The following is a 21,132-nucleotide window of genomic DNA, read 5'->3' on the forward strand; positions in this document are numbered from 1 at the left end:
GCTGCTGTTTCTTCTTCTGCTACTAAGCGAGGGCCGCCTGCAGGTCGGCGTCGACGCTGCCGATCTGACCGATGTTGAAGTTGTCGACCAGGAACTGCAGCACGTTCGGGGACAGGTACGCGGGAAGCGCCGGCCCCAGCTTGATGTTCTTCACGCCCAGGTACAGAAGCGACAGCAGGATCACGTGCGCCTTCTGCTCGTACCAGGAGAGGATGAAGGAGAGCGGCAGGTCGTTCAGACCGCAGTTGAAGGCACCCGCCAGCGCCGAGGCGATCTGCACCGCGGAGTAGGCGTCGTTGCACTGCCCCACATCGAGAAGCCTCGGGATCCCGCCGATGTCGCCGAACTCAAGCTTGTTGAAGCGGTACTTGCCGCAGGCAAGGGTCAGGATGACGCAGTCTTTCGGCACCTTCTCGGCGAACTCGGTGTAGTAGTTCCTCCCGCTCTTGGCGCCATCACAGCCGCCGATCAGGAAGAAGTGTTTCACCGCACCCGCCTTCACCGCCTCGATCACCTTGTCCGCGACGCCGAGCACCGCGTTGTGGCCGAAGCCAGTAAGGATCTCCTGGCCCGGTGCGTCCGGCATGTCGGGACATTCGAGCGCCTTGTTGATCACCTCGTCGAACTTGTAGCCGGTCAGGTGCTTGGCACCCGGCCACCCCACCTCGCCCCAGGTGAAGAGACGGTCCTTGTAGTTGTCCGCCGGGCGCTGGATGCAGTTCGTGTTGAAGATGATGGCGCCGGGGAAGTTCGGGAACTCCTTCGCCTGGTCCTGCCATGCGCCGCCGAAGTTGCCGTAGAGGTGCGCGTACTTCTTGAGCCCGGGGTAGCCGTGGGCCGGAAGCATCTCGCCGTGGGTGTAGATGTCGATCCCCTTCCCTTCGGTCTGCTTGAGGAGTTCCTCGAGCATGCGCAGGTCGTGGCCGGAGACCAGGATCCCCTTGTTCTTGCGGGTGCCAAGCTGCACCTTGGTCGGGACCGGGTGGCCGTAGTGCTCGACATGCCCGGTGTTCAGCATCTCCATGACCTTGATGTTCACCTTGCCGCATTCCATGGCGATGCCGACCAGATCCATGAGCCCCTTGGTCGGATCGGTGGTGGCGGCAAGCGCCTTGTGGAAGAAGGCGTAGACCTCCTCGTCGGTCTTGCCGAGGAGACAGGCGTGGTTCGCGTAGGCGGCCATACCCTTCAGACCGTAGATGATGATCTCGATGGCGGAGAGGAGATCCGGGTCGCTTTGCTGGGTCTTCACCCCTTGCGCCTGCCCCTGGGCCACGAGCCCCTCGAGGTTGTCGGCGATCACCCAAGCTGCCGGTCCCGCGGTGATGGCGGGCGCATCGCCCCCCTTCTGCTCGCGGTACGCGGTCTCGTACATCGCCTTCACCTGCTCTTTCAGGTCGTAGCACTTCCTCAGCTTACCGGCGAGCTGCACCGGGTCGAAGTCGACGTTCGTGACAGTGGTGAAGAGCCCCTCGACGAGGTACATGTCAGCGACGGTGTTGTGCGCGCCGAGCTCCCTTGCCTTATCAGCATAGATGGCCAGTCCCTTGAGCCCGTACATCATCAGGTCCAGCAGGGCGGCAACCTCGGGATTCTTTCCACAGACCCCCACTACCTCGCACCCGGTCCCCTTGGCGGCCTGCTCACATTGACGGCAAAACATCGACATATGAAATCCTCCTTTTCTATTGATGTCACTGGGAAATTTCGAAAACTGATTTACTATATCGGGAAAGAATTTCATTTCAACCGCACTGACACAAAAACAATATTAAATCAGCTTAACACGCAAGCACGATTGCTAATAAGTGCCACTACGTTTCCTGATACAGATAAATTGACTTCAAAGAGAGAGGAACTAACGCCATGGGGAAGGACACGAAAACACTGTGCAAGTGGGACAAGGACGAGATCAAGGACAACCTGAAGGAGTTGAAGAAAATCGTGGCGGAACCGCGCTACCTCTGCAAGAAATGCGGTCGGGCGGCCAAGAAGGAGGACCATCTCTGCAAGCCCGAACCGCTGGACAAGAAGGACTAGCTGGGAGGAGGGGCTGACGCCCCTGAGGCCGGTGTCTCGTTCAGCCACTTCATCATCACGCTGCTCACCGGGTTGCGCCTGCGGAACTCGTTGCGCACAAAATCCATGAGCCGGTTCAGATGGTCTTCGAACTGCCCCCATTCCTTCTTCAGGTCATCGAGGGCGAGCGCGTTTTGCGGCTCCCGCTGCACCCGACGCAGCAGTTCCTCCAGACGCTCCTGTGCCGCCTTCTGCTGGGTCAGGAGGTCCTTCACCGTCCTGGTGAACTCCTCGGAGAAAAAGAGCCCCTGTTTCTGGAAGGTATCGGCGAAACTCTCACCGGTGCCCCTGATGGTTCTCAACTGTTTCTCCGCCCGGGACCGCTCCCCCTCTGTCACCGAACCTATAAACTCCCTGCCGAGCCGCAACTGGTCGATGAGGGTGGCGTAGAGCCGCGCCAACGCGTCGGACTTGTTCTCCTGCTGTACGATCTGCTCGCATAGCCCCTCCCGGAACAGCTTCAAGGCCCTTTCCGCTTCGGCCATCATGCGCATCCTGAAATCGTGGCAGCTCTGCTGGGTTACCTGCTTGATGAAGAAGTTGACCGCCCAGTAGGTCGCCCCGATCCAGACAACAAGAAGGGTTGCACCTGCCGCAATATAGTAAATAAGTTCGCCTGTACTCATATGATCCTCGGGCTGCATGCACCGTCCGGTCCGGACGACATCAAATAGGGTAGCTGGGAACCCGCGCCAGTCAACGCGGGAACGCCCTCACTTTGCCTATTCGGCACCCCTGCCGTTTTCTACAGCCAAAAGGGGGTAAAAAATTAACCCGTATACAAGCGGAATGCTTGCTAAAGCGTGATTACCACCTAAACTAACACTTTGTTATTGCGGCATCATTGGACGTTCCTCCGACAATAACTCTATCCCTCAGACAAAGTCACGGCAGATCCAACATTTATGACAGAAGCTTCCGGCAACAGAGCGACGGGTGACGGCACGATGTCACCATCGTCCAGTAGTTGCCTTTATTGATCCATTCATCCCCAGGAGGACGGCATGAACCAACAGGATGGGTACGCTGACGACATCGTCAAAGGGTTTATCATCTGGAGCATGGTGTGGGGTCTCGTGGCGGTGCTGGTCGGGGTCTTCATCTCGTTCCAGATTGCCTTCCCGCAACTCAACTTCCCCCCCTACCTCACCTACGGCCGACTGCGCCCGATCCACACCAACGCCGGGATCTTCGGCTGGGGTATCGGCAGCTTCATGGCCTTTTTCATCTACATCACGCAGCGCCTGACGCGAACGAGCCTCTGGAGCCCGGCACTCGCTAAGGCCCAGCTGTGGCTCTTCAACGTGGTGATAGCACTCGCCGCGGTGACCCTCGCCATGGGGATGAACCGCTCCAAGGAATACGCCGAGCTCGAGTGGCCGGTGGCAAGCCTCGTCGTGGTGCTCTGGGTGATCTTTGCGGTGAACATCGTCATGACCATCGTGAAACGGCGCGAGGAGCAGATGTACATCTCGCTCTGGTACATCCTCGCCACCCTGGTGGGGGTCGCGGTGCTCTACCTCGTGAACAACGCGTCCATCCCGGTCTCGCTCACCAAGTCCTACTCCGCCTACGCGGGCGCGAACGACGCGAACGTGCAGTGGTGGTACGGGCACAACGCGGTCGCCATGGTGCTCACCACGCCGCCTCTGGCCATCTTCTACTACTTCCTCCCCAAGGCGACCGGCGTCCCCATCTACAGCCATAGGATGGGCGTCGTCGCTTTCTGGAGCCTCATCTTCATGTACCTCTGGACCGGCGCGCACCACCTGCTCTGGGCCCCGGTCCCGGACTGGGTCCAGACGCTCGCCATGGGCTTCTCGGTCATGCTGATCGCCCCCTCCTGGGCCGCCGTCTTCAACGGCTACTTCTCGATGAACGGGCAGTGGCACCAGATGCGCGAGAACTACCTGGTCAAGTTCTTGATCTTCGGCATCACCTTCTACGGCATGCAGACGCTGCAGGGGCCGTCGCAGTCGATCCGCACCTTCTCCGCCTTCATCCACTTCACCGACTGGGTACCCGGGCACGTGCACATGGGAACGCTCGGCTGGGTCTCGCTCGTCCTCTTCGCCGCCATCTACTACACGGTCCCGAGGCTCTATCACACCGAGGTCTACAGCATACCGATGGCGAACATGCACTTCTGGCTCGTCCTGACCGGACAGCTCATCTTCTCCATCACGATGTGGATCGCCGGGGTGCAGCAGGCGGCCATGCTGAACGCGACCAACCCGGACGGTAGCCTGCACTACAGCTTCATCGAGACCATGGCCGAGCTCTACCCCTACTGGTACATGCGGGCGGCGGGCGGCGTCATCTATCTCGCCGGGCTCCTGCTCTTCCTCTACAACATCTACAAGACCATCACCAGCGGCAAGCCCCAGGCCGCGGTACAACCGGCCTAGGAGGGACGCCATGCTAGAGAAAAAGCCCATCATCTTCCTGCTCCTGGCCACGGCTACCATCCTGGTCGGCACCATCATCACCATGGTCCTCCCCTTCCGGTGGATCAACGACCCGAAGCTCGCCATCGCCTCCGTTAAGCCCTACACCCCGCTGCAGCTCGAGGGGCGCGACATCTATATCCGCGAGGGATGTAACAACTGTCACACCCAGACGGTCCGGCCGCTGCTCTCCGACACCGAGCGCTACGGCGAGTACTCGAAAAGCGGCGAGTTCGTCTACGACCAGCCCTTCCTCTGGGGGTCGCGCCGAAACGGCCCCGATCTCGCGAGGATCGGCGGGAAGTACCCGGACGCCTGGCACGTGAAGCACATGAAGGACCCGCGCGCCATGGTGCCGCGCTCCAACATGCCCTCCTACGCCTTCCTGGACCGGCCGCTCGATACGAGCCTCACCGAGAAAAAGATGAAGGCGCTCAAGTTCCCGTACACGCAGGCCGATATCGAAGCCCTCAAGGGTAAGACCGAGCTCGACGCCATGGTCGCCTACATGCAGAAGGTGGGGAACGACATCCCCTGGAGAAAAACCGGTAAGGCCGAGGTGGTGGGCGAGCTGAAGAACCCCTTCCAGGACAACCTCTCCGTCCTTCCCGAGGCTCAGAAGCTCTATGCCGAGCACTGCGCGCAGTGCCACGGCATCGAACTGAAGGGCGAGGTGGGGCCGGACCTGCGCGACATGGACAAGCCGGATGCCAAGGTCTTCGCTACCATCTACAGCGGCATTACGGAGGGTGGCATGCCCGCCTTCGGCGACACACTCGGCAAGGAGCGGACCTGGAAGCTGGTCACCTACCTCAAATCCGTGCACAGGAAGTGATATGGATAGCGCCAGCATCTACTACCTCGGGGTGACCCTGTTCCTCTTCATCGTCTTCGCGGCCATCGTGGCGCGCACCTATCGCAAGGCGCACCGGGCGAAAGGGGAGGAACCGAAGTTCCGCATGATGGACGACGACCAACCGAAGAAACACGACCATCCTGAAACTTAGGGGAAATATCGGCGCCAGAACCTCCCCCTCCCTTGACGGGAGGGGGGCGGGGGGCGGGTGAAGCCGCAAGCAACGGAAATGAATGGCACCTTCCCCTACCCCCTTACCCCCTCCCGCAAGGGGAGGGGGGGCAACAGCAACCTCAAAAAAATCAGCAAAGGAGGACGCGATGTCCGATGAAAATAAGGAATACGACGGCATCAGGTACCGCGCGGAGAAACACGCGCCGCTGGTGTTCAGGATCCTGTTCTGGGGGCTTGTGACCTGGGGCGTCATCTTCATGGCCTACTACCTGTTAAGCGGGTGGAGCTCCTACGGCGAATTCGCCGAGATCAAGAAGGCCAAAGAGGCGCGCCTCGCCGCACAGACGCAGAAGGAGTCGGCGGCAAAGGCGGTGCCGGCGCACGAGGAGATCAGGACGACGAACCTTATCGGTGAAGGGAAGAAGGAGTTCGCCGCCCGCTGCGCCTCCTGTCACGGCGCCGACGGCAAGGGGGGCATCGGCCCCGACCTGACCGCGAAGACCTACAAGTACGGCAAGACGGCACCCGAGGTGACCGCAACTATTTCCGACGGACGCACAGGCGGCATGCCCGGCTTCAAAAACGAGCTCTCCGGCGACAAGATCCAGGGGCTCGTTCAGTACGTGCTGTCGCTTTGATTCTGCCTCCCTTCAAAACGGCACGCATAGCACCAAAGCGCAAGACGGTGCAGTGGCTTTGCACCCTGCTTCTCCTCGTAGTGCCGTTCATCCGCCCCGGCGGCGAGTCGCTGCTGCGCCTTGACGCCGGGACGAGGACGCTCCTTTTCTTCGGCGCGAAGCTGCGCATCGAGGAGTTCTACCTCCTCCTCGTCGTGGTGCTGATCCTGGTCTTTGGCTTCCTGTTCGTCACCATGCTCTTTGGCCGGGTGTGGTGCGGTTGGCTCTGTCCCCAGACCACCCTGGGAGACCTCGCCGACTGGCTCGACGCACGCACCAGGGGCATCCCCGCCCCGCTCGATGGGGCGCTGCGCCACGCGGGCTACTTAGTCCTCTCCGCGCTCGTGGCGTCGAACCTGGTCTGGTATTTCATAGCGCCTCCGGACTTCTTCGCGCGGCTTCTATCGGGAAGCCTGGGTGCCGTGGCGGGGATTTCCCTCGCGGCGACCGGGGTGATCGTCTACCTCGACCTCGCCTTCGTGCGGCGCACCTTCTGCAAGACCGTCTGCCCCTACGGGCGCATCCAGCTCATGGCCATGGAGCGCGGCACCCTTACCCTGGAATTCGATCCCGGCCTCAAGGAAGCCTGCATCCGTTGCGGCTCCTGCGTGCGCGCCTGCCCGATGGGGATCGACATCCGAAAGGGGCTGCAGATCGAGTGCATCAACTGTGGCCGCTGCCTGGACGCCTGCCGGGACGTTATGGCACCGCGGGGCAGCGGGGGGCTCATTCACTACACCTTCGGCCCGCCCGCTCCCGACGGTTCGCGGGCGATCAACAAGAAGGCGCTTCTGGTCGGCGGCGTCGTAACGCTTCTCGCGGTGCTCCTGGTGGTCGGGGTGACGACGCGCAAGGAGGCGACCCTCAAGGTGCAGCGAAACGCGAGCGGCGAGGTGAAGACGCTTGCCGACGGCTCGCTGGTGAACTTCTACTCGGCGTACATCGAGAACCGTTCCGATGCGGCGGGGACCTTCCAACTGGAGACGGCGCCGATGCCCGGCTACCGGGTCGAGCTGGTAGGCCCGGTGCGGGACGTGGAGCTCTCGGCGAATGAGAACCGGAAGATCGGCTTCGCCTTGAAACTGAAGCCCGCGCCGGCGCCGGGAACGGTCGTCGAGCTGAGGCTCGTTACCGCGGGTAAAGTGGTGGCGGCAAGTCCGCTGCCGGTAGCACTCCGATAGATGCAGCACAGAAAAAGCCTCCCCCCGGAGGGGGGAGGTTGGAGGGGGGAAGCTTTCAGTAATCGGAAACCTTCCCCCTCCCTACCCCTCCCCCTCCTGGGGAGGGAACACGAGGAAACGATGCAGAAGACAGTAAATCTATCCCCCTGCCGCTGGCAGCTCTCCATCATGCTCATGATCGCCGTCTTTCTCCTGGGCATGGCGGGCACCATGCTCATGTCCATGCAACACGGAGCGGGGGTGACCGATGCAAAGTACTACGAAAACGGCCTGAACTACGACCGGACCAAAAGCGGCGCGAGAAACCCCGGCCTTCGCTGGAGCATGTCGGCCTCACTTGCCGGACGCGACCTGCAGGTGCGGGTCCACGACGAGAAGGGAGCGCCGATAACGGGCGGGGCGCTGCAGTTCCGTAGCGAAGCCGCCGGTAACCCGGCGGTGCTGTCGCTTACCGAGGCTGCCCCGGGCGTCTTCGTCTCCCCCTGGCCCGCCACGGGAAAGGCGGAGCTTCGGGGGCTCCTCGTCTTCACCAAGGGTGAGGCGAGCGCGAGCCGGAAGGTCGTGTTCTTCAATTGAGAGGAGTCTTCGTGCCCTGTTTTCATTGCGGCGGCGACATACCACCGGGGATGCTGGTCGAGGAGCGCAGCGGTGACACCGTGCTCCCCTTCTGCTGCCACGGCTGCCACGGCGCCTACCTGCTGATCAGCGGCTCCGGGCTCTCCGATTACTACCGCCGCCGGCAGTGGCAGGAAACGGGGCTCATCCCGAAGGCCTTCAAGGGGGGCTTTCGCGACAGCTACCTCGCCGGCTTCGTCCGGGAGTCGGCCGAAGGGAGCGCCATCGACATCATCGTCGACGGCATCCGCTGCGCTTCCTGCGTCTGGCTCATCGAAAAGATCATCGGCGCGCTCCCCGGCGTCGTCGAGGCGCGCGTCAACTACGCCACCGGCCGCGCCCGCGTGCTGTTCGACCCCGGCATCACCTCTCCCGCCGCCATCTTCAACCGCATCGACCAGATCGGCTACGCGCCCCGTCCCTACACCGAGAGCGAGGTGCGCGAGATGGCAAGGCGCGAGCAGAAGGACCTCCTGATCCGCTTCGGGACCGCCTGCTTCCTCAGCATGCAGCTCATGGCCTACGCCTTCGCCCTGTACGCCGGCTACTTCCAGGGGATCGAGCCGCAGATGAAGGGGTACCTGCAGCTCTTCTCGCTCGTAGTGACCGCACCGGTCGTTTTCTACTGCGGCTGGCCCTTCTTAAAAGGCGCCTGGCGCGGCCTCGCCAACGGCGCCCCCAACATGGAACTTCTCATCGCCCTGGGCGCCCTCTCCTCCTTCGGCTACAGCGTCTATGCGACCTTTTCCGGCGGCGAGGTGTACTACGAGACCGCGGCCATGATCGTCACCCTCATCCTCGCCGGGAGGCTTCTGGAAAACGGCGCCAAGCGGCGTGCCTCCGGGGGTATCGCGAGGCTCTTGGAACTCTCCTCGGGGCAGGCGCAGCGCTTCGCGGGAGAGACGCTCGAGACGGTGGACCCTTCCGAGCTCCAACCCGGCGACCTCATCCTCGTCGCCCCCGGGGAGCGGTTTCCCGTGGACGGCAGGATCGAGGAGGGAGCAAGCGACGTCGACGAGTCCGCCGCCACCGGCGAGCCGCTCCCCCAGCTTAAGAAAAAGGGGGACGAGGTGATCGCCGGGAGTACCAACCTCTCCGGCGCGTTGCGGGTGACCTGCCTGCGCGAGGCGGGGGAGAGTTTCATCGCGCGGATCGCGCACCTGGTCGAGGAGGCGCAGAGCCGGCGCGCCCCGATCCAGGGGATAGCCGACCGGGTCGCCGCCTACTTCGTCCCGGCCGTACTGACCCTCGCGGTCGCCACCTTCTGCCTGCACTACTGGGAGGGAAGGGCCCTTGGTGCCAGCCTCATGATCGCCCTCGCCGTCCTGGTCATCGCCTGTCCCTGTGCCCTGGGCCTCGCCACCCCGACCGCGATCCTCGCCGGCACCGGCGCCGCCGCTTCCTTCGGCGTCATCTTCAAGGGTGGGGACATCCTCGAGCGCTTAAGCCGTATCACCATCGCCGTCTTCGACAAGACCGGGACCCTCACCCAGGGCGCCCCGATGCTGGTCGACATCCAGCCGGTACCTGGGGTGAAGCCCAAAGAGGTGCTCGCCCTCGCCGCGGCCGTCGAGCGGGGCTCGCTGCACCCGGTGGCCCACGCGATCAGGGCCTACGCCGATCGGCACGAAATCGACTACCCGACCGGCACCGAAATAGTGACCCTGGCGGGAGCCGGGATCAAAGGGCGCGTGGCGGGTGAGACGGTGGCGCTAGGCAGCGTCACCTTCCTCGAGCGTCTCGGCGTCACCGGGATCCCGGACGGGGTCGAGTCCCCCGAGGGGGGCATGGTGGTGGGCGTCGCGCGCAAGGGGCACTACGCAGGGACGCTCATCTTCAAGGACCGGATACGCGACGACGCGCCGGGGCTCGTGTCGTATTTCCGGCGCCAGGGGATCGACACCCTCCTTTTGAGCGGCGACCGCCAGGAGTGCACCGACAAGGTTGCCCGGGGCGCGGGGGTAGCGCTCGGCCTTGGCGGGCTTTCGCCATCGGACAAGGCGCGGGAGATCGAGAAACTGAAGGGTGCGGGAGCGACCGTGCTCATGGTGGGTGACGGCATCAACGACGCCCCCGCCCTCTCCGCCTCGGACGTCGGCTGCGCCGTGGCCGGCGGGACCGACATCGCCATGGAGACCTCGGACTTAGTACTCGCGAAGGCGGACCTGGACCGGCTGGCGCTCGCGCACCGGATGGCCCGGCGCACCATGAAGGTGGTGCGGCAGAACCTCGCCTGGGCCTTTCTCTACAACGTGATCGGGATCCCCCTTGCCATGACCGGGCAGCTCACCCCGGTCTACGCCGCGGCCGCCATGGCGTTAAGCTCGGTCTGCGTCGTGGGGAACTCGCTGAGACTTTTGCGGGTGCCGCATGACTAGCTCGCTTATCGCGCTCATCCTGCTATCCTTCTGCCTTGGTTGCGGCTGCTGGCTCTTCTTTCTATGGGGGGTGCACCGGGGGGAGTTCAACGACATGGAGCGCCCGAAGCACAGGATGCTCGACGACGAGACGCCTCTGCCGGATCGAGAAAGGACCGGCGCGGCGGAGCCTCCTTCCGACGGCCGCGACGACAACGCTTCAGCGCATGACCCGCAAAGCCGGCAGTAGCCCCACCATCCCATTGACACAGCGCACAGGAGACCGAAATGCTACAGATCTGGTTGGCCTTCCTCGCAGGACTCGCCGGGAGCTTCCACTGCATCGGGATGTGCGGCGGCATCGTCGCCGCCATCTCCCTGAAAGACAGCAGTAACGCCTTCGCGGCGCGCCTTAGGTCACAGCTCTTCTACAACACGGGGCGCATCGCCACCTACACCGTCCTGGGCGCCGTCGCCGGCCTGATCGGCTCATCCCTCGACCTCATGTCCATGAAAGTGGTCTTTCGCTGGTTCATGGTCGGGGCAAACCTCATGGTGATCATGGTGGGGCTCTCCTCGGCGCTCGGGCTGAACGTCCTCAACCTCTCCACCCTGGAGGGGACCGGCGCCCGTTTTCTGACCGCGCCCTTGAAGCGCCTCTTAGCCGCCAACTCCCCCCTCGCCTCGCTGCCGCTTGGCCTCGTGCTCGGCTTTCTACCCTGCGGCCTTGTCTACGCGCCGCTTCTGGCCGCGGCCGGTACCGGGAGCCCGGTGATCGGAGCCGCCACCATGGCCGCCATGGGGCTTGGTACCGTTCCCGTGCTCCTTGCCTTCGGCACCGCCTCGAGCGCCGTCTCGGGTGCGCTCAAAAACGCCATGCTACGGGCGGCAGGTCTCGCCATCGCCCTCATGGGGGTTGCGGGGCTTTGGCGCGTCCTAGGCAAGATGGCCGCACATCATTGATTAATGGAAGACTCCGTGGAGGCAACGTCATGAAGAAACAGGGAAGCCCGCCGCTAAAGATAGACCGACTGGTACCGAAGGTGAGGAAGGGGTTGACCGTGGTGATCACCGGCCACGGCAAGGGGAAGACCACGGCTGCGCTCGGCATGGCGCTGCGGGCGCTCGGGCACGGGATGCGGGTCTGCATCATCCAGTTCATGAAAGGGGATCTTTACGCCGGGGAGTGGGACGGGGTGAAACTTCTGGGAGACAGGGTGGAGCTGCACGCGACCGGCAAGGGGTTCTGCGGCATCCAGGGGAACCCGTACCCGAAGAGCGAGCACCGCGCCAACGCCCAGGACGCGATCCAGCTCGCCTTGGAGAAGATGGCGTCGGGCCTTTTCGACATGGTCATCCTCGATGAGATCAACAACGCCCTGCAACTGAAGCTCATCGATCTCGAGCAGGTGCTGGAGATCCTCGAGACGAAGCCCCCCCTCATGCACCTCGTGCTGACCGGCCGCGACGCCCACCCCTTACTGATCGAGCTGGCGGACACGGTAAGCGAGGTGGTCGAGGTGAAGCACGCCTACCGCAAGGAGATAGAACCGCAGCCCGGGGTGGACTACTGAGGACGCCGCATCTAGTCGTCCGCTTCGGCCGCCGCCACGGTGACGCGGTTACGCCCCTCCGCCTTTGAGCGGTAAAGCGCCTGGTCCGCGCGTCCCAGGAACCACTCCATCGTATTCGCCCGCTCGACGAGCGTCCCCGCCACCCCGGCGCTGAGCGTCACCACGTGGTGTTCGGAATGCCCGTGCGGCAGCGCCTGTGATAAAAGCGCGAGCCTCAGCCGCTCCGCCATGTGCCCGGCGAGTTCGGCGCTCGTGTCCGGGAGGATGATGGTGAATTCCTCGCCCCCGTAGCGCGACACCACCTCTCCCGCCCTCTTGAATGTATCCCGCAAAATTTCCCCCATGAGTTGCAGGCACTTGTCCCCGGCCATGTGGCCGTACAGGTCGTTGAACCTCTTGAAGTGGTCGATGTCGCACAGGATGAGGGAGAGGTTGCGGCTGTTGCGCATGGCGCGCTGCACCTCGGACTGCAGCACCTCGTCGAAATGGCGCCGGTTCGAGACGCCGGTGAGCCCGTCCTTACGCGCGAGGACGTCAAGGGTGCGGTTCTTCTCCTCGAGTTCGCGGGTGAGCCGCTCAAGCAGATCGCCCCGGTGCTTCAGCTCCAGGTGGTTGCGCACCCGGGCCTGGACGATGTGCGGGCGGATCGGCTTGGTGAGGTAATCGATGGCGCCGAGTTCCAGCCCGCGCGCCTCGTCCTCGTCGTTCCCCATCGCCGTAACGAACACCACCGGGATCCGGGCCGTCGCCCGGTCCTGCTTCAACAGCGAGCAGACCTCGTACCCGTCCATGTCCGGCATCATGATGTCCAAAAGGACCAGGTCGGGATGCTGCTCCTGCACCATCCGGATGCCGTCCGCGCCGCTCTTGGCGAAGAGGACGTCGTAGTTGTCCTTGAGGATCTTGTACAGGATCTCGATGTTCGCGGCGGTGTCGTCCACGATCAGGATCTTGTGCCTCTTCATCTGGCTTCTAAGGTTCATAGCGTGATCTCCAGCTCTTCCATAATTTCCTTCAGGACCGCGCCTGCGTCCCCGAAATCGAGCATCTGCAGCGTTTGGTCCAGACGTTGCGCAAGCTCCCCGGAGAGAAGCGGGCGCATCTCCTCCCAAACCGCGAGCGCGCTCATGTTCTGGCTCTGCAGCAGGCGGTCCAGGGTCCGGGAGAGCGCCGCCATCTGTTCCAGGTCGTCGCAGGCGATCTTCACGTTACTTCTTTCCGCACCGTGAATACCCCACTGCTCCTCGAGCTGCCGGATGGCATCGAGCACCTCGGTGAGCTTTTCCGCAAAGCTCTCCAGGGTCTGGTGCACAAGCGAAGCGTCCTCGCCGCGCAGCGCAATCTCGAGGGAGGCAGCTGCGCTCCCAAGCCTGGTGGCGCCGAGGTTCCCCGCGCTCCCCTTCACCGTGTGAATCAGGCGCCGGGCGAGCTTCAGATCCGCGACCGAGGCCGCCGCCCCGATCTCCTCGACCATCGCCGCGTTCTCCTTGCGGAAACTCACCAGCAGCTTTTTCAAAAGCCGACCATCCCCGATGCGCTCCATGGCCCGCTTCAGGTCCAGCCCGGGCATCTGCTCGGGGATGTCGCCCTCCTCCTGGAAATCCGGCACTGCTGCCGCCTTCTCGATGACGCGCGGCTCCGCCCCCACCCAGCGCCCGAGGGTGGCGAAAAAGGCCGGGATGTTGATCGGCTTGTCCACCTGGTCGTTCATCCCGGCGTCGCGGCAGAGCTGACGCTCCCTCGGCAGGGCGCCCGCCGTCATGGCGATGATGGGGAGCGTGGCAAGCGCCGGGTCAAGCCTCATGCGCCGGGCCGCCTCGAGCCCGTCCATGACCGGCATGTGCACGTCCATGAGGACGGCGTGGTACGAGGCACCGGCGGCATGGACCATGGCAAGCGCCTCGGCCCCGTTACCCGCCACCTCGACCTGCACGCCTCCGCGCTCGAGGATGAGCCGCGCCACCTCCTGGTTGATCCGGTTGTCCTCCACCAGCAAGACCCGCACCCCGGACAGGTCCCGCGGCTCCCCTTCGGCCACATGCGGCGGCGGTACCGGGTCCTGCCCCGCGTCCTTCAGGCCGAAGCGGGCGACGAAGCTGAAGGTGCTGCCGCGCCCAGGCTCGCTGTCGACCCACATCCGGCCGGCCATGAGCTGCACCAACTCCCGGCAGATGGCGAGGCCGAGCCCGGTCCCGCCGTACCTGCGCGTGGTGGAGCTGTCCGCCTGGCTGAACGGGAGAAAGACCGCCTCGCGCTGCTTTTCGTCCATGCCGATGCCGGTATCGGAAACGGCGAAGCGCACCGTCGCCTCCCCGTCCTCCAGGGCTACGAGGGCCGCCTCCACCTCGACGCTCCCCTTTTCGGTGAACTTGACCGCGTTCCCGGTCAGGTTCAGGAGCACCTGCCCCAGACGGATCGGGTCCCCAACCAGCAGTTCCGGGATGTCGCCGGCGGCGGTGACCTTGAAGGCGACCTCCTTTTCACCCAGGATGGCCGACGCCACGTTTTCCAGGTCTCCCAGCACCTGTTCCAGCCGGAACGGGATGTGCTCCAGCTCCATCTTGCCGGCCTCGATCTTGGAGAAGTCGAGGATGTCGTCGATCACCCTGAGGAGCACCCCCGAGGCGCTCTGCGCCTTCTCCAAGAATTCCTTCTGCTGTGCGGAAAGCTCGGTCTGCTGCAAGAGGTAGAGCATCCCGAGGGCCGCGTTCATCGGGGTCCTGATCTCGTGGCTCATGTTGGCCAGGAACTCGCTCTTCGCCCGGGTGGCGCTCTCGGCCGCCTCGGTGGCGCGGTGCAACTCCTCTTCGGCCCGTTTCCGCTCGGTGATGTCGAAGAAGGTCACCACCCCGCCCACCGGCTCTCCATCCTGCAGTTGGGGGAAGGACCAGTATTCCACCGCGAAGCTGGTACCGTCGGCACGCCAGAAGTACTCCTTGTCGTCATGCACCCCTTTGTTCCCGCGCAGCACCTGGTAGACCGGGCACTGCTGGACCGGGTTGGGCGATCCGTCGGGGCAGCTGTGGTGGATCAGCAGGTGCATGTTCTTCCCGAGGAGCTCGTCCGCGTTGTCGTAGCCCAAAAGCCTTGCGCAGGCACGGTTGGCGAAGGTGCAGTTGCCAAGGAGGTCGATGCCGAAGATCGCCTCCGCCGTCGACTCCAGCAATAGCCTTATGCGCTCGTCGCTGCGGATCAGAGCCTCCTGGGCCCGCTTTCTCTCGGTGATGTCCTCCTTCACCGCCACGAGGTTGCTTATCTCCCCCGACGCATCCTTCACCGGTGAGATCGACGCGCTCTCCCAGTAAAGGTCGCCGTTTTTGCGCTTGTTGCGCATCTCCCCGCGCCAGACCTGGCCTGAAAGCACGGTCTGCCACATCTGCGCGTAGAATTCGCGGGGGTGCCACCCCGATTTGACCAGCCTCGGGGTCTGCCCGAGCGCCTCCGAGGCGAGGTATCCGGTCACCTTGGTGAAGTGAGGGTTCACGTAACGGATGATCCCCTCGCGGTCGGTCACCAGCACGGTCACGGGCGCCTGGTCGATGGCGAGCTGGAACTCACGCGCCGCATCCTTTTGCCGACGCAGTTCCTCGATCATCCGGTTGAAGGCGTGCGCGAGGTTCCCTATCTCGTCCCCGGTGTGGATTGCCACAGGCTCCAGGTCCCGCTCCTGTTCGGTAATCCCTTCGACGTGGCGGATGAAGGTGAGAAGTGGCGCCGTGAGCCGCCTCATAAGGAAGAGCGAGACGAAGATGCTCGCCGCAACGGCGCTGGCAAGCCCAAGGAAAAGAAGGAACTTCGCATTTCGTGCCGGGGCGTACGCCTCCGCCAGCGGGTAGTTGGCGCCGAGGATCCAGCCGGTGCTCTTCAGCCGCTTGAACGAGCTCACCGAGGCGAGACCGCGGGAGTTGACGTTCTCCCCGGCCCCCTCGAACCCGGCGATGGCGCGGTCCAGCAGCAGATTGGTACCGACCTGGACGTCCCGCTTCAAGATCCGCCCCTGGTCCGGGTGCACGATGATGTAGCGGTCGCGGTTGAACAGGTAGAAGTAGCCGTTCTTGCCGACGCGCGCGTGCGCGAGCTTGCCGAGGAAGTTGTCCTTGTAAAGGTCGACCGCTCCGCCTAGCATCCCGATGACGGCGCCGTCGGAGTCGAGCACCGGAACGATCAGGGCGACGGTAGGGTGCCGGTGCGCCTGGGTCGAGATGAAAGGCTCGGAGATAACGGTCTGCTTTGTGCGCGCGGCATTCCGGTAATAGTCACGGAAGGAGTAATCCCTGCCGATGAGACCGGGCTCCAGCGGGGTCATCGCGAGGAGCCGGCCGCCGGAATCGAAGAGGAATATGCCGCTGTCGAATAGGGCGAGGGTGTCAGGACGCTGCTGCAGGAACCGCTGCGCCGCTGCAGCATCGCTGAAAAGCCGCTGCGGAACCGTCCGCGTCAGTGCCTCGAGTTGTACGGCCGCACTGCGTATCTTGCCGTCGATCTCCTCGGCCATGGAGGAGACCATGGAGAACTGCTGCTCCGAAACGGTCGACTCGTACTGCTCCTGCAGAAACCATGACGCGCACAGGGTCATGAAGGAGAGCACCAGCACCACCAGCAGCGACACCATCAGGCTCATTTTCGTTGTGAGGCTCAGGTTTTTCATCTCAGGCGGCGGGCTCCTTGTGACGGCGACACGGCGGTCCGCGCCCCGGTTGGCGGTGCCGGGGCAAAGACGCAGGCGCTTATGCTACTCATCGGCGGGCACGGGAAGAGCTTTAATTAGATAGGGGTTTTCGAACCGGTGGTGGGAGAAGTCCCGAGACCGGCGTTGCCGACGTTTCTGAGAGTGTTAAAATGAGGCGTTTTCTCTTTTCATACCGGAGATGCCGCCATGACCAAGCGCGTGACACTGGACGGCTACCATCGCCTGATGCGGCGGGTGAACCTGTTCCCGCAGGGCGCGCCGGATTCGGAGCTCCTGCACAGGATCTTCTCGATACTGTGCAGCGAGGAGGAGGCTTTTTTGATGAGCCGGCTCCCGCTCCGCCCGTTCACGGCGGCGAAGGCTGGGCGGATCCTGGGCCTTTCCACCGAGGCGGCGCGCACCCGCCTGGAGCGGCTCGCGGCGCGATCGCTGCTTTTGGACATCCAGCGGGAGGACAGGACGGTCTACTTTCTACCTCCTCCAATGGCGGGGTTCTTCGAGTTTTCGCTGATGCGGTTGCGCCCGGAACTGGACCAGAAGGGGCTTGCCGGCCTTTTCTTTAATTACATAAACGTCGAGGACGCCTTCATCCGCGACCTCTTCGCCGGTGGGGAGACTTCGCTTGGCAGGGTGATGGTGAACGAGGAGGCGATCCCCGAGGAGAAGGCGTGCCAGGTGCTCGATTACGAACGGGCAAGCGAGGTGATCAAGAGCGCGAGCCACATCGCGGTGGGACTTTGCTACTGCCGCCACAAGATGCTCCAGTTGGAACGGGCCTGCCGGGCGCCGCTGGACATCTGCATGACGCTGAACCTCGCGGCAGAATCGCTGATCAGGCACGGGGCGGCACGGGAGGTGGACCGGGCCGAGGGGCTCGACCTTCTGCAAAAGGCCCGCGACCTGAACCTCGTGCAGTGCGCGGACAACGTGCAGCGCCAGGTGAACTTCATCTGCCACTGCTGCGCCTGCTGCTGCGAGGCGATGATCGCCACGCGCCGGCTCGCCATCCCCAACGCCATGTACAGCACGAACTTCGTGCAGGCCACCGACGCGGCGCGCTGCACCGGCTGCGGCAGGTGCGCGGCGGTCTGTCCGGTAGGGGTCATCAGCATGGAGACAGATGGGGAAGCGGGAAGAACGGCCCGCGCGGCAAAGGAACTCTGCCTCGGGTGCGGGGTGTGCGTCCGCAGTTGCCCTGCGGACGCCGTCTCGCTGGAGCCGCGGGAAAGGCGTATCCTCACTCCCGTCAACACCGCACACCGGCTGGTCCTCATGGCCATCGAGCGCGGCAAGCTGCAAAACCTCATCTTCGACAACCAGGCGTTTCTCAGCCACCGCGCCATGGCGGCGCTTTTGGGCGCCATCCTGAGGCTCCCCCCGGTGAAAAGGCTAATGGCGAGCAAGCAGCTTAAGAGCCGGTACCTGGAGCGGCTCTTAAGTGAGGTCGAAGTCGACCGCTTCTCCGACTAGCGCCGCATCGCCTGCAGGAACTGAAGGGTCTTCGCTTCCAGTAGCGCCGCTTCCTGGTTCTGGGGAGCGACCCGGCGCGCCTGCTTGAACTGCTCCAGCGCCTTGTCGATCTGCCTGAGCGCCGCATAGGCTCGCCCCATGTCGAGGTACGCCGGGACGTAACCCGGGTCCAGCCGCACCACCTCCTGATAGCAGCCGATAGCCTTTTCCATCTCTTTCTTGTGGTAGTAAGCACCTGCCAGCCGGTACCGTGCAAAGGCATACCCGGGATTTTGACCGGCGACCTCCTGGTACATCCTGATCGCCCCGTCGAGATCCCCGGCCGCCTCCGTGATGGCGGCGAGGTTCACGCGCGGCTCCAGGGCGGCGGGGTCCAGACGTCCTGCCTCCAGCACGTGCTGCCTCGCCTCCTCGAGATTCCCCTGCTGCAAGAGCGCCCCCGCCAGGTTGTTGTGAGCGACCATGTTGGCGCCGTCAAGCTCGACGGCCTTTCTGAAGCAGGCGGTCGCCTCCGACAGGGCCCCCTTTTTTTGCAGGGCAGCACCCAGATTGCTGAGGGCGATGAGGTAGTTCGGGTTGGCGGCGACGGAAAGGCGATACTGCTCGATCGCGGCATCCAGCGCCCCCATCTTCTCGTACACCGTCGCGAGGACGTTGTGCGCCTCAAAACTCTCCGGAGCGAGCCTGACCGCGTTGGAACCGGCGGCAAAGGCCTCGTTCACCCTGTTTTCCTTGAGAAGCGCACGAGCGAGGTTGTTTTGCGGGCGCCACTTATTCGGGGATTTGGCCGCATTGTCGCTCCAAAGGGTGACGCTGTCCCCCCATACGCTGTTTCGTTGCCAGGTCGTGACGGTGAGCGCCAGCACCACGAAAGCGGCGACGGCAACGCGCGCCGAGGAAGCGCTTTTCTCGAAGGCCATGGCAAAAACGGAAGCGAAGGCCAGGAAGGCACCGAAACAGGGAAGGTAGAGCCGATGCTCGAAGATCACGTCGGAGATCGGGATGAGGCTCGACTCCACGCTTAGGGTCAGGAAGAACCAGAGGATGCCGAAGCCGATGAGCCTTAGGTACCCTCCCCTCCCCTTCTCTTCTGCCGTGTCGCCCGTCTGGGGCGCGGATAACCGGTACAGGTACAGCGCCAGGGCGAAGAGAAGCGCCAGCACGAGAAAGGAGAGGAATACCGGCGGGGTGAAGAAGGTGCTGTAGATCGGGAAATCGTAGTCCACGTTCTGGGCGACCGGCAGGATCAGGAGCCTCAGATAGGTGACGATCACGCTGAACTGGGTCAGCAGGTAGTCCAGGCGGGACACTTGCTGGGTCTCCCTGGTGGCGCGGGAGATGTCGGAGATGAGCTCCCCGATCGGACGCTCCGCGGTGGCGACGGCCACCGCGATTGCCGCGATGCAGAGTACGGACGCGGTGAGAAGCAGGTAGCGTTTTTTCATCCCCCTGCCGAAGAAGGAGAAATCGTAGAGCAAAAGCGCCAGGGGAAGCGTGGCGGCGATCTCCTTGGTGGCGAATGCGGCGAGTGCGGCAACCAGAGCGCCCAGGAAGAAAACCACACCACGTGCCGGGAAGGCGTTGCCGCTTTCCTCCTGCAGCACCCTCCCCTTCGCGTAGCAAAGAAGCGCGGCAAGGTAGAAAAGGGTGGCAAGCGATGCCAGGCGCTGCACCACGTAGGTCACCGCCTGGGTCTGGACCGGGTGCGCCACGAAGAGCAGGGCGGCCAAAAGCGGTATCGTCGCGGTGGCCGAACGCGGCAGCGACTTGGCGCGGAAGAAAGGGGTCGCCAGGGTGACCCGGCAAAGAGCGTACACGACCCAGCCGCAGGCGACGTGGATGGCAAGGTTCACCGCGTGATAGCCCGCCGGCTCGAGCGCCGAGAAATGGTAGTTGAGGGCGAGGGTGAGATACCCCAAAAAGCGCCGCGGGTTGTAGGCGAATCCGTCTCCGGAGAGAAACCGCCCGACGTCCCTGATCGCCTGGTTGTCGATGATGGAAGTCTGGTCGTCGAAGACGAAGGGAACCCCGAACGTGTTCGCGTACCCCGCCAGCGCGACCAGGAGGATGAGGATGATGTGCAGCGGCGTCTTGTCCAGCCATTGTCCCGGGCTGGGAGCGTTCGAAGCGGCCGGTGTGGAGGGGACTGCCGTGGTCTTTGCTGCGGAAACCTTTTTTGCCATGTCACGTCTCGCCTTCGCGGAAGAATAGCCGCGGAAAGCGGCCGGTGCGGGGAGTGACACGGGGCTGCCGCCCGGGTGCGTCCGGCGGAAAAAGTACCGGCTCCCACACGCTTGCGGCAATTTAGTGCATACTAATAGAGGTGTCAATATATATTGCAAGACGCTTGCAATGATCTTCTGATCAAGTCCCCGGAGTCCCCCGCCTTACAACACCCCCAGCAGCCGAAGCCCCTCACGGAAGAGAAGCAGCGCGAAGAAGGTCAAAAGAGCACCGAGAAGACGCATGATCCAGAGGTAGAGGCGGCTCCCCATGAAGGCCCGCGACTTCCCCACCGCCACGGCGAGGATGATCTTGGCGCCGACTAAAGAGAGATAGAAGCTTCCGATGAAGGCTATGAAAGCGGTGATGCCTATATTGAGGGACCTGGTCAGAATGGGAGCGCCGACCGTGATCCAGAAGAGGTACGGATGCGGACTCAGGAAGTTGGTGAGTATCCCCTTGCGCAGCGACTTCGGCGGCTCCTTGGGGAGCTCCAGCGCGACCGGCTGCGCGCGCAGCGACTCGAACCCGGTGTAGAACACGAACAGTCCCCCTGCCAGCGAGACGACACCAAGGACGCCGTGATAGCCGGAGAGGTTCATCAGCAAAAGCACGGTGGCGAGGATGATGGGAAAATCGGTGATGATCGGTGAGAGCGCCACCCGGACGCCGGAGCGGGTGCCGTGGGTGAGCGTCTCCGAGATGACCAGCATGAGAAGCGGCCCCGGTGAGAACCCCGCCGAAAATCCGAGAACGAGACCTGCAGTCAGGAAATCAAGCATTCAAAAT

General features: G+C 63.5%; 18 protein-coding genes. 12 read left to right on the forward strand and 6 right to left on the reverse strand.

Going from position 1 to position 21,132, the window contains the following annotated elements; translation table 11 throughout:
* Positions 1-22 precede the first annotated feature (22 nt).
* Positions 23-1,669: a hydroxylamine reductase gene (gene hcp / locus E4633_RS18060; protein ID WP_135872322.1), complete on the reverse strand. Its 1,647-nt coding sequence runs from the start codon at positions 1,667-1,669 to the stop codon at positions 23-25.
* A 197-nt stretch (positions 1,670-1,866) separates the two neighbouring features.
* Between hcp and E4633_RS20650 the strand changes: the two genes are divergently transcribed.
* Positions 1,867-2,040 (forward strand): hypothetical protein, encoded by a 174-nt coding sequence (locus tag E4633_RS20650; protein ID WP_198419470.1) that lies wholly within the window; start codon positions 1,867-1,869, stop codon positions 2,038-2,040.
* Here the strand turns inward: E4633_RS20650 and E4633_RS18065 are convergent.
* Complete coding sequence (locus E4633_RS18065) at positions 2,037-2,705, reverse strand: hypothetical protein (protein ID WP_135872324.1); 669 nt, start codon at positions 2,703-2,705, stop codon at positions 2,037-2,039. The two genes, E4633_RS20650 and E4633_RS18065, sit on opposite strands and share 4 nt — an antisense overlap.
* A gap of 378 nt (positions 2,706-3,083) precedes the next feature.
* Between E4633_RS18065 and E4633_RS18070 the strand changes: the two genes are divergently transcribed.
* The 10 genes from E4633_RS18070 (at position 3,084) to cobO (ending at position 11,960) form a co-directional block, all read left to right on the forward strand.
* On the forward strand, positions 3,084-4,487 hold the full coding sequence (locus tag E4633_RS18070; protein WP_135872326.1) for a cbb3-type cytochrome c oxidase subunit I: 1,404 nt from the start codon (positions 3,084-3,086) through the stop codon (positions 4,485-4,487).
* 10 nt (positions 4,488-4,497) lie between these two features.
* Positions 4,498-5,361, forward strand: a complete 864-nt coding sequence (locus E4633_RS18075; RefSeq protein WP_135872327.1) for a cbb3-type cytochrome c oxidase subunit II — start codon at positions 4,498-4,500, stop codon at positions 5,359-5,361.
* A gap of 1 nt (position 5,362) precedes the next feature.
* A complete protein-coding gene (locus E4633_RS18080; RefSeq protein ID WP_135872329.1) occupies positions 5,363-5,533 on the forward strand; it encodes a cbb3-type cytochrome c oxidase subunit 3 in 171 nt (56 codons plus the stop codon).
* A gap of 169 nt (positions 5,534-5,702) precedes the next feature.
* On the forward strand, positions 5,703-6,194 hold the full coding sequence (locus E4633_RS18085) for a c-type cytochrome (RefSeq protein WP_135872331.1): 492 nt from the start codon (positions 5,703-5,705) through the stop codon (positions 6,192-6,194).
* Positions 6,191-7,414 (forward strand): 4Fe-4S dicluster domain-containing protein, encoded by a 1,224-nt coding sequence (locus tag E4633_RS18090; RefSeq protein WP_135872333.1) that lies wholly within the window; start codon positions 6,191-6,193, stop codon positions 7,412-7,414. Before E4633_RS18085 ends, E4633_RS18090 begins: the two co-directional genes overlap by 4 nt.
* A gap of 120 nt (positions 7,415-7,534) precedes the next feature.
* Positions 7,535-7,990: a FixH family protein gene (locus E4633_RS18095; RefSeq protein WP_135872334.1), complete on the forward strand. Its 456-nt coding sequence runs from the start codon at positions 7,535-7,537 to the stop codon at positions 7,988-7,990.
* Positions 7,991-8,001: 11 nt separating this feature from the next.
* Positions 8,002-10,407 (forward strand): heavy metal translocating P-type ATPase, encoded by a 2,406-nt coding sequence (locus E4633_RS18100; protein ID WP_135872336.1) that lies wholly within the window; start codon positions 8,002-8,004, stop codon positions 10,405-10,407.
* Positions 10,400-10,636: a cbb3-type cytochrome oxidase assembly protein CcoS gene (gene ccoS, locus E4633_RS18105; RefSeq protein WP_135872338.1), complete on the forward strand. Its 237-nt coding sequence runs from the start codon at positions 10,400-10,402 to the stop codon at positions 10,634-10,636. The genes E4633_RS18100 and ccoS overlap by 8 nt, the downstream gene beginning before the upstream one ends.
* 38 nt (positions 10,637-10,674) lie before the next feature.
* Positions 10,675-11,349 (forward strand): sulfite exporter TauE/SafE family protein, encoded by a 675-nt coding sequence (locus tag E4633_RS18110; RefSeq protein WP_135872340.1) that lies wholly within the window; start codon positions 10,675-10,677, stop codon positions 11,347-11,349.
* A gap of 29 nt (positions 11,350-11,378) precedes the next feature.
* Complete coding sequence (gene cobO, locus E4633_RS18115; protein ID WP_135872342.1) at positions 11,379-11,960, forward strand: cob(I)yrinic acid a,c-diamide adenosyltransferase; 582 nt, start codon at positions 11,379-11,381, stop codon at positions 11,958-11,960.
* Between the two features lie 11 nt (positions 11,961-11,971).
* Here cobO and E4633_RS18120 read toward each other — a convergent pair whose 3' ends face one another.
* Positions 11,972-12,943, reverse strand: a complete 972-nt coding sequence (locus E4633_RS18120) for a diguanylate cyclase (protein ID WP_135872344.1) — start codon at positions 12,941-12,943, stop codon at positions 11,972-11,974.
* Positions 12,940-16,608, reverse strand: a complete 3,669-nt coding sequence (locus E4633_RS18125; protein WP_135872346.1) for a PAS domain S-box protein — start codon at positions 16,606-16,608, stop codon at positions 12,940-12,942. The genes E4633_RS18120 and E4633_RS18125 overlap by 4 nt, the downstream gene beginning before the upstream one ends.
* A 228-nt stretch (positions 16,609-16,836) precedes the next feature.
* Between E4633_RS18125 and E4633_RS18130 the strand changes: the two genes are divergently transcribed.
* Positions 16,837-18,120 (forward strand): 4Fe-4S dicluster domain-containing protein, encoded by a 1,284-nt coding sequence (locus E4633_RS18130; RefSeq protein WP_135872348.1) that lies wholly within the window; start codon positions 16,837-16,839, stop codon positions 18,118-18,120.
* Here E4633_RS18130 and E4633_RS18135 read toward each other — a convergent pair.
* Both E4633_RS18135 and E4633_RS18140 read right to left on the reverse strand, forming a co-directional pair.
* The gene (locus tag E4633_RS18135; RefSeq protein ID WP_135872350.1) at positions 18,117-20,303 is read right to left on the reverse strand and encodes a tetratricopeptide repeat protein; all 2,187 of its coding nucleotides are present in this window, start codon (positions 20,301-20,303) and stop codon (positions 18,117-18,119) included. The two genes, E4633_RS18130 and E4633_RS18135, sit on opposite strands and share 4 nt — an antisense overlap.
* 204 nt (positions 20,304-20,507) lie before the next feature.
* Positions 20,508-21,125: a LysE family translocator gene (locus E4633_RS18140; RefSeq protein ID WP_135872352.1), complete on the reverse strand. Its 618-nt coding sequence runs from the start codon at positions 21,123-21,125 to the stop codon at positions 20,508-20,510.
* Between the last annotated feature and the right edge of the window lie 7 nt (positions 21,126-21,132).

It is taken from the genome of Geomonas terrae, assembly GCF_004791675.1.
Lineage (GTDB): Bacteria > Desulfobacterota > Desulfuromonadia > Geobacterales > Geobacteraceae > Geomonas > Geomonas edaphica.

Bases quoted from the DNA above. Each gene is read 5' to 3' on its own strand.
- hcp (WP_135872322.1), bottom strand. From the start codon at position 1,669: ATGTCGATGTTTTGCCGTCAATGTGAGCAGGCCGCCAAGGGGACCGGG.
- E4633_RS20650 (WP_198419470.1), top strand. From the start codon at position 1,867: ATGGGGAAGGACACGAAAACACTGTGCAAGTGGGACAAGGACGAGATC.
- E4633_RS18065 (WP_135872324.1), bottom strand. From the start codon at position 2,705: ATGAGTACAGGCGAACTTATTTACTATATTGCGGCAGGTGCAACCCTT.
- E4633_RS18070 (WP_135872326.1), top strand. From the start codon at position 3,084: ATGAACCAACAGGATGGGTACGCTGACGACATCGTCAAAGGGTTTATC.
- E4633_RS18075 (WP_135872327.1), top strand. From the start codon at position 4,498: ATGCTAGAGAAAAAGCCCATCATCTTCCTGCTCCTGGCCACGGCTACC.
- E4633_RS18080 (WP_135872329.1), top strand. From the start codon at position 5,363: ATGGATAGCGCCAGCATCTACTACCTCGGGGTGACCCTGTTCCTCTTC.
- E4633_RS18085 (WP_135872331.1), top strand. From the start codon at position 5,703: ATGTCCGATGAAAATAAGGAATACGACGGCATCAGGTACCGCGCGGAG.
- E4633_RS18095 (WP_135872334.1), top strand. From the start codon at position 7,535: ATGCAGAAGACAGTAAATCTATCCCCCTGCCGCTGGCAGCTCTCCATC.
- ccoS (WP_135872338.1), top strand. From the start codon at position 10,400: ATGACTAGCTCGCTTATCGCGCTCATCCTGCTATCCTTCTGCCTTGGT.
- E4633_RS18110 (WP_135872340.1), top strand. From the start codon at position 10,675: ATGCTACAGATCTGGTTGGCCTTCCTCGCAGGACTCGCCGGGAGCTTC.
- cobO (WP_135872342.1), top strand. From the start codon at position 11,379: ATGAAGAAACAGGGAAGCCCGCCGCTAAAGATAGACCGACTGGTACCG.
- E4633_RS18120 (WP_135872344.1), bottom strand. From the start codon at position 12,943: ATGAACCTTAGAAGCCAGATGAAGAGGCACAAGATCCTGATCGTGGAC.
- E4633_RS18125 (WP_135872346.1), bottom strand. From the start codon at position 16,608: ATGAAAAACCTGAGCCTCACAACGAAAATGAGCCTGATGGTGTCGCTG.
- E4633_RS18130 (WP_135872348.1), top strand. From the start codon at position 16,837: ATGACCAAGCGCGTGACACTGGACGGCTACCATCGCCTGATGCGGCGG.
- E4633_RS18135 (WP_135872350.1), bottom strand. From the start codon at position 20,303: ATGGCAAAAAAGGTTTCCGCAGCAAAGACCACGGCAGTCCCCTCCACA.
- E4633_RS18140 (WP_135872352.1), bottom strand. From the start codon at position 21,125: ATGCTTGATTTCCTGACTGCAGGTCTCGTTCTCGGATTTTCGGCGGGG.